The sequence below is a fragment of the Candidatus Chloroploca sp. Khr17 genome (assembly GCF_004138165.1).
In the GTDB taxonomy this organism is placed as follows: domain Bacteria; phylum Chloroflexota; class Chloroflexia; order Chloroflexales; family Chloroflexaceae; genus Chloroploca.
In genome coordinates, this window is record NZ_RYFF01000025.1 from 78,273 (window position 1) to 86,098 (window position 7,826).

Sequence of the window (7,826 nt, forward strand, 5' to 3'; positions counted from 1 at the left end):
ATGAATGATGCATTGCCAGGTATTTTATATATCGAAGATAATCTGGATAATCAACGGCTCGTGCAACGCATCCTGGGCAATCAGGGCTATCATGTCGTTGTGGCAAATGATGGCCCCTCGGGGCTTGCCCTTGCCCGCGAGATGATGCCCGTGATTATCCTTGTTGACCTTGGCATCCCCGGGCTCGATGGCTACGAGACGACCACCCGCCTCCGTAGTCTGATCCACCTCCATAATGTCCCGATTGTTGCCCTCACCGCCGATGGCAGCCCCGGAGCCCGCGAACGGGCGCTCGTCGCGGGCTGCGATGGCTATCTCGTCAAGCCGATTGATCCCCGTCGCTTGCCTATGGTGGTCTCGGAGTTTATCGCCGGTCACCGCGAACGGGTCAGTGCCCCCGCCGAAGAGGCCGACTTGCTCCGCGCCTATAGCCAGAAACTTGTCGAACGCCTCGAGCAACGGGTACTCGAACTCAGTGCCGCGAATGCTGAGCTTGGTGAGCTCGATCGCCTCAAGAGCCAGTTCCTCTCGACCCTCTCGCACGAACTGCGGACGCCGATGACGTCGCTGATGGGTTACCTCGATCTCTTTGAACAGGGTATGCTTGGCCCACTCACGCAAGACCAGCAAGAAGGCCTTGTCGTGATGCGCCGCAGCAGCGAGACGTTGAGCCAGCAGCTCAATAATCTGTTGTATTTCCAGGAGTTGCGCGGGCGGACGATGGAATCCCAGATGCTCGATCCAATCGCGACGTTGAAACCACTTTTTGAGTCGTTTCAAGAACGCGCCCATAGTGAAGGTATGTTGATGGATGTTGTGACCTGCCAGGCAGCCCCTATCCTCGCCGATGCCAAGTCACTCACCCAGATGACCCAGGCGCTGCTCGATAATGCGCTGAAATATACGCCGCGGGGCGGTCGCATTCGCCTGCTCTTTCACGACGAGCCGTCACGCTTTATTCTGCGCTGCGAAGATAATGGCCCCGGGATTGGCAAAGAACACCTTGAAAAGATCTTTTTGCCGTTTTATCGGGTTGAACCACCCAATACGACGATCAAGCCCGGGGCGGGCCTCGGCCTTGCCATTGCCCGCCATATCGCCGAGACCCACGGGGCGCAGTTGACCGTGCGAAGTCAGGTGCGCATCGGGACGGTTTTTACGGTTGTTTTTCCTCGCTAGAGGCAGCATAGAGCCGTTGATAGACGCCCCAAAAGGTGTAGACGGCCCGCACGTAGCCCTTCGTTTCAGGATAGTCGATCGCTTCCGTGAAGAGGTCGGGATCGTTCACCTGCGCGCCGCCGGCCCACCGTTGCGCATTGCCCAGGCCCCCGTTGTACGAGGCGAGTGCGCCATGGATGCTCCCTTGCATATCACGCAGGCGCTGCCCAAGGTAGAAGGTACCAAACCTGATGCTCACCGCCGGTTGGTAGAGATCATCAAGCACAAAGTCCGTTACCCCCAGGTTCTGCGCAATGCCCTGGCCCGTTGCCGGCATCACCTGCCCAAGCCCCCGCGCCCCCACCCACGAGGTTGCCCCAGGGTTGAAGAGGCTTTCTTGACGCACGAGGGCCAGAAAGAGACGCGAATCAATGCCGTGTGCCGTTGCTTCCTGGTCAATCAGGGTGGCATATGGCGTTGGAAACCGGAGCCGCTGCAGAGCAACGGGTTCCTCAGGCGCATTTTCTACTGAGGCTTCGTTTAAGGTACGCTCGGCCTGCCGTTTGAGTTGCTCGGCAGCAAGCAGGGCCGGGTACGGTGCGCCTGCCTCGTGCGCCGCCCGACCGAGTTCCATCAGCATCAAGGGGGTCGTTGCACGGTTGATCGCCTGACGCCATTCGGCCATCGCCTCGACCTGTAAGCCAACCGCTTCCAGCGCCAAGGTGCGAGAGACTGTGGTCGCGAGTGGGACAACAGGATCGTCAGCCACCTCGTCAGCCAGGGTGAGCAGGGCAACCCAGGCGGCAAGTTCGGCCCACGCTTCGTCAGTAATCGGGGCGTTCAGCGCCAGTGAGCCCTGGGGGAAAGCGCCCAGTTCTTCTGCCGCCCGCACGCCCTCATAGCTATCAGGGGCGGCCTCACGCGCTACCGCAAAGAGCGCCCGGGCGCCCGCTTCGTCACCAAGCGCCCGCGCCGCGCGACCCGCCCAGAAGGAGCCACGCGCCTTGAAGAGGCCATCGTTGCCCTCAGCAAGAAGCCCCCAGACCTGACGGGCTTCGTCGTACTGGCCTGCACGGAACAGTTCGAGCCCAAGGGTATGGAGGACAATACGGCCTTCGTCGCTTGCCGGGTACCGCTGGCCCAGGTCGCGACGGGTCTGCAAGGCACCGTCGCTATCACCAAGACGCTCGCGCAACTGCGCCGCCCGGTCGAGCGCAACTGGCGCACGCGGATCATCAGGATACCCTGCCGCAAACTCGGTGTAGCCCGCAATGGCCTGCTCGGTCTCACCACTCTGCCCAATCGTCTGCACCAGATCGAGGCGCGCCTGGCGACCTTCATTGAGATCCGGCGCAAGCGCGGCGGCGTCAGCGAGGCCGGCGATGGCCCCGGCAAAGTCGCCTTGCGCACGCAGCGCAAGCCCGCGCATCCGCCGAAGCTCAATGGCGGCGGCGGCATCCGTGGCCGCCGGGATGGCCTGATCAAACAGGGCAACCGCGTCGGCCCAACGCTCAAGGGTGAAATAGATCGCTCCGGCAGCCGCTGGATCAAGCGCCGGATCGCCCGCTGCCCGCAACTGATCAACCGCCGCCCCGGCCAACGCGGTCGCGGGGCTGCGTTCAATCACCTCGAGCAACCAGCGCCGCGCCTGCTCAGGCTGGCCTTGACTCGCGGCGAGCGCGGCAGCCTCACTCAAAATGCGCGCACGGTAGGCCGGTTGCTCCGCGAGCTCCAGCAACTCTTCATAGAGGGCCAGCGCCTCGGTATTGCGCCCATTCGCCACAAGCAACGCAATAGCCTTCTCGAACGCACCGGCTCGTTCACCAGCGACAATCGTTGTGCGCGCCGCGTGCAACCACGAGGCAATCGCCGCGTCAGACAAGCCAAGCGCCCGCTCCTGCGCCGCCTGGCGCAACGCCGCATACGGCTCGATAGGAGTCGCCAGTTCACGATACGCCTGGTAGGTCGTAATCGCCGCCTCGTGCGCCCCAGCCTCCTCGTGCGCCCGTGCCAGCCAGAAGAGGGCGGGGGCATGCAAGGGATCTTCCGCCGGTGCCGTCGCCAAAAATGCACCAAACAACTCGGCTGCCGAGGTCCAGCGCCCCCGCCGCGCATAGCTCTCGGCAAGATAAAACTGCGCCATCGGCGCCTCGTCGGCAGTAGGGTAATACTGTAACAACTGGCTAAAGTCGGCTGCCCCATAATCACCCTGTGCCCGCGCCGCCAGACCAAGCGCCAGCAACTCGTCGGCAGGAAGAACCGGGAACCCCTCGTGAACCGGGATCGATGGCGTTCGCTCGGGGGCAACGACGCGATCAATGTTGCGCGCAACGGTGGTCTGATCAGGGGGCGGCGCGTCCACCACCTCACAACCAGCCAGGCTTATGAGGAAAAGCAAGCAAAGTGTGCATAGATACCGCATGCCAGCATCTTACCACACCGAGTCAGGCTCAGAGATGCCAGAGGATGCTTATTATCGATCATGGCATAAAAAAATACTTGTGAACATACCGGGAAAGTACCTCATTGTTCTGGCCGGTATTTGGTCGGTGGAACCAGCATTTGCTTCAACCAACGTGTGCTGGGCGGGGTACACCCACACAATAGGTGATGCCAAGTGGTGCAGAGGCGGCCCGCTCCACACCGATCGTCCATTGATAGTCTTCCGCACCCGGCACCTGTTCGACCAGGGATCGTAGCTCGTCAATCGTGTAACTGCGCAGACACGACACCACCCCGTCGAAGAGCACGATCGCCGGGACGAGTGGGACGAGATAGGTGAAGAGCAGCCGTGCAGGGGTAAGTGGGCGGATCAGCGGCGTGAGCAGCCAGACGAGCAGGGGTGTCGTCAGCATCGCCAGAAAGACAGCCGGCGTGCGTGCTGTCGCCTCGAAGATGGCGATTGGACGCGCTTGAGCTACGGCATCGCCAATGATCGCCCGTCCGTCCTCCGGCGAGAAGTGATGGAAGGCCGAAAAGATGGTGCGCAAGCCGACAAGCTCGTGTGGCACACGCCGCGCATCGACAGGCGCAGAGGCAAAGGTGACGTTGCCCCGAAAGTGGTGTGCCAGATTTGCAAAAGCGTTGATATTTGGGTACCGGTCGGTCAGCGTAACGTGAACTGGTGCCCCTGTGACGGCGAGCAACGGCAGCATACGCGCCCACGGACCGCTGCCACCCGAAGCCAGATCGATGATCCGGTGCTCACCGGAGGCCTCAAGGGCGTTACGCAGGCGTGATGCCACTGGCGCGTAAGGGTTCGAGACGTGCAGCATCATCTGCAGGTAGTCCGTTGCCAAGTCGCGCAGGATAGCAGGAAACCAGGCGAGATCTTCGAGTTCGATCAACTGGAGGCGGCGCATTGATCATACCTCTCAATAGTTTACCAACGAATTGGAGTGCCGACTTATGGTTTTACAGGAAATGATCCGCTATGAACCCGATGCCGTGGGGCGAAAGCCCTCGGCTAGTTGAAGCGAAGCCCGCCTGCGCGGGCGAGACCGGATTCATTTCTGGAAGACCATCAGTCGGCTAAAGTCGGCACTTCAATCACCACAAACGGTCACGCTGATTTGAACCATGCCTTAGGCGTCCGTAGGCACAATCATACGAAAGAAGCCCATCATGTCAAGGTCGCCGGGGGAGTGGGCGAATGCGGTGAGCTATCCGCGTCTCCGTTGATCAGCGCGGCGGTGGCAGCGGCTCGCCGGTAACCAGCACGAGCGCCAGGCCATCGTACCCCTTGCTGCCTACGGTCTGAAGCACGGTGGCATGCACCCCAGGATCATCAGCCAGTGCGGCGACCAAGGCGCGTACACCTTGCACGTTTGGATCAGTGCTGTTCGCGTCGACCACGGCCCCACGGCGCACGACATTGTCGGCAATGATCAAACCGCCTTGCCTAGTTAGTGCCCGCGCCCAGCGGAAGTAGGCCGGTAGATTGACCTTATCGGCGTCGAGGAAGACCAGATCGAACAGCGGGAACCCAGCCAGCGTGGGCAGCGTTGTGAGCGCCGGCCCGACCCGCACCTCGACGACGGCGGACAGACCGGCGCGGGCCAGGTTGGCACGCGCTACCTCTGCATGGCCGGGATCGGCCTCAAGGGTGATCATCTGTCCACCGGGTGGCAGTGCCCGCCCCAACCAGATCGAGCTGTAGGCCCCGAGCGTGCCAAGCTCGAGGATGCGCTGCGCCTGCAGCGTGCGGGCCAGGAGATAGAGCAATTTGCCTTGGGCCGGCGAAACATTGATCGTCGGCATGCCTGCGGCACTACTCGCTGCGAGCGCAGCCTCGAGCGCAGCATCCGGTGGCATCAGCAGGTCGCTGACGTACTGATCGACGGCACTCCACTGCTCGTTGGTCATTCGTATGATCCTTGCTCATCAAGAGGGCGCATAAACGATTGCGCCAAATGGCGTAGCACCAGATTGGCAACAGTCATGTTCTAGCTTATTTTACCACGCCAACGCAGGCGCGGCACGCCAAGCGAAGGCCGTGATCCATTGCTTTGTGCATTAATTACTCGCTGAGCGCCCCGCCATTGCCTTCTTTCTGTGCGGTGAGCACGCCAGCGCAGCGCAGGGTGTGGTCACGGTTCAGCCTGGGCAGTCAGAGGCCCAGGCAGCAACGATCACGCCACGTGCGCTCGATGTAGTACTTGCCTACGGCACGGTTTCATACCAATGATCGTTGATGGTGTCGTATGATGGTCATGCTGAGTACTAAATGGCCCTCGGGCCAGTGGGAGCGCCCGTGAGCAACAGCCGCCCATCGTAGCGGGGGCTTCCAGCCCGCGTGGGGGTTGCGGGCTGGAAGCCCCGCTACCATAACGGGCCATATGCCGGTGATGGGCGGCACAGCCCACTCGACCAGCGCTTCGCCCATCGCCTGGCCGCCGATCAGCACCGCGAGCAGATCCTGGGGCACACCGGCCTCGGTGAGCAGTGCAGCGGCCCGCAGGGCACAAAGGCGTGCTCGCTCGGAGGGCTTGTGGTCGACGCGTTGCCCGCCAGCAGCGCGGCGCAGGGCTTGCGCACCGTTACGCCACGACCGCTACGGGAGCGGGACAGGGCGCAGCGGCAAAGTGGTACGTGGCCCGTATCAATGCCGCGAGCAGCAGCACCTCGCCGGTGTTGACCAGGGCGTTGGCCAGCCAGGGGTTGGGCACTGCGACGACGCTCAGGGTATACAGCGCGGCCAGTGCGATCCAGGGCCAGCGCGCTCGCAGCGCGATCGCCCCGCCATAGATCATCGCCCCGAGTAGGGTCATGATCGCCCCGACCGGCGGGCCGCTGGGGTGGGCGTGGGAGTAGAGCAGAAGGTCGTTGCGGTAGCTGGGTGCTAGCTCGAGCAGCAGCACCTCGCCGCGCAAGCCAAGGGCAAAGGTCGCGGCGGCGAGGATCAGGGTGCTGATCAACGCGATGGAGTGGTGGGCCCAGCGCACGTCAGCCCCGCGGGCCAGCAGCAGCATGCCCACAAGCATCGGCGGGAGTACCAGCGCGTGGAGCATGAAGCGCACCCAGTTGAGGGTGATGAGCAGCGATCCTTCACCGAGCAGGCTGCCCAGGGCGATCACCAGGTTGTCATAGACGAGGGCGAGCAGGGTCGGCATGATCAAGGCGAGGGCGAGCGTGGGTGCCATCCGCAAGCGGTAGAGTCCGATGCCTGAGAGGACGAGGGTAAACATCGCGCAGAGCAAGTACATTGCGGTGAACATCTCAGGATCCTCCTTTGATGTTGAAGTGTGAACAGTTACCCGCTCACCTCTGGGCCGACGGCCAGTTCAACCTCGCAAGTTGTACAGCCAGATGCCCGGAACGACCTTAGCGGAACGCAGTGACCCATGCGTGAGTGGGTAAGTGGCGAGTGGGGCAGGGGGCAGTTGCACTCCCTAAACATGATCAACGAGCACATTATCTTACATGTAATGTAGTTTTACATATATTCTAAAGCTTGTCAATATGCATTTAAATTGTGATTATACATGCAAATTATTTTGGGATTGTGCTCGTTCATAAACGGCAACAATCAGATATTATTACAGTTTAAATCACTTTTATTGTTCGTATATAGCAGTCCTACTTGGGCTGTATACAGGCGTGTCGGCTTATGAATATAAAAACCATTAGCCGGCACTTCGGAGCAGCTCGTCGACTTCTCAGACAGCCTCGTAGATAATCCTTGTTTGTTGCGCTATCCTCAGCATCAAAAAGGTTTGCGGGTTATTATAATAAAGAAAAAGGGTATGTACAGAAAGGGACGTGATGATGAGCTTTCAGAATGCGCTCGGCCAACCAGTTGGCTCGCCCGTACCAGAGTGGAAGCCGCCGCCAATTCCACCCCACACGCCGCTTGCGGGACGCTACTGTGACCTCGAACCCCTCGATCCTGACCGCCATGCGCAAGAGTTGTATGCGGCTATCTCGGCTGATGGTGAGGGCCGGATGTGGACCTACCTGCCGTATGGCCCGTTCCCGACCTTTGCCGCCTATCGTGCCTGGATAGACCATCCGTGCCCCGATGCTGATGCCCAGTTCTATGCCATCCGGGCCGGTGTGAACAGGCGCGCCTGTGGGGTCGCCTGTTACCGAAGCATCGCGCCGACGGCGGGGAGCCTTGAAGTGGCGCATGTTGCGTTTGCGCCTGAGCTTCAGCGTACGCCAGCCGC

Annotated in this window: 6 protein-coding genes and 1 pseudogene; 2 read left to right on the top strand and 5 right to left on the bottom strand. The window is 61.2% G+C overall.

The features are described 5' to 3' along the window. Window positions 1-1,179 (top strand): hybrid sensor histidine kinase/response regulator, encoded by a 1,179-nt coding sequence (locus EKD05_RS15220; protein ID WP_129674204.1) that lies wholly within the window; start codon window positions 1-3, stop codon window positions 1,177-1,179. Here EKD05_RS15220 and EKD05_RS15225 read toward each other — a convergent pair. The 5 genes from EKD05_RS15225 to EKD05_RS15245 form a co-directional block, all read right to left on the bottom strand. Continuing rightward, a complete protein-coding gene (locus EKD05_RS15225) occupies window positions 1,157-3,556 on the bottom strand; it encodes a transglycosylase SLT domain-containing protein (protein WP_205703950.1) in 2,400 nt (799 codons plus the stop codon). The two genes, EKD05_RS15220 and EKD05_RS15225, sit on opposite strands and share 23 nt — an antisense overlap. 169 nt (window positions 3,557-3,725) lie before the next feature. Further along, the gene (locus EKD05_RS15230) at window positions 3,726-4,520 is read right to left on the bottom strand and encodes a class I SAM-dependent methyltransferase (protein ID WP_129674208.1); all 795 of its coding nucleotides are present in this window, start codon (window positions 4,518-4,520) and stop codon (window positions 3,726-3,728) included. A gap of 319 nt (window positions 4,521-4,839) precedes the next feature. Further along, window positions 4,840-5,523, bottom strand: coding sequence for an O-methyltransferase (locus EKD05_RS15235; protein WP_129674210.1), 684 nt, complete (start codon window positions 5,521-5,523; stop codon window positions 4,840-4,842). A 310-nt stretch (window positions 5,524-5,833) separates the two neighbouring features. Beyond that, on the bottom strand, window positions 5,834-6,184 hold the full coding sequence (locus EKD05_RS27205; RefSeq protein WP_129674226.1) for an aldehyde dehydrogenase family protein: 351 nt from the start codon (window positions 6,182-6,184) through the stop codon (window positions 5,834-5,836). 13 nt (window positions 6,185-6,197) lie between these two features. Continuing rightward, on the bottom strand, window positions 6,198-6,875 hold the full coding sequence (locus EKD05_RS15245) for a hypothetical protein (protein WP_129674212.1): 678 nt from the start codon (window positions 6,873-6,875) through the stop codon (window positions 6,198-6,200). A gap of 547 nt (window positions 6,876-7,422) precedes the next feature. Here EKD05_RS15245 and EKD05_RS15250 point away from each other — a divergent pair. Then, a pseudogene (locus EKD05_RS15250) lies at window positions 7,423-7,826 on the top strand (GNAT family N-acetyltransferase); the annotation flags it as partial.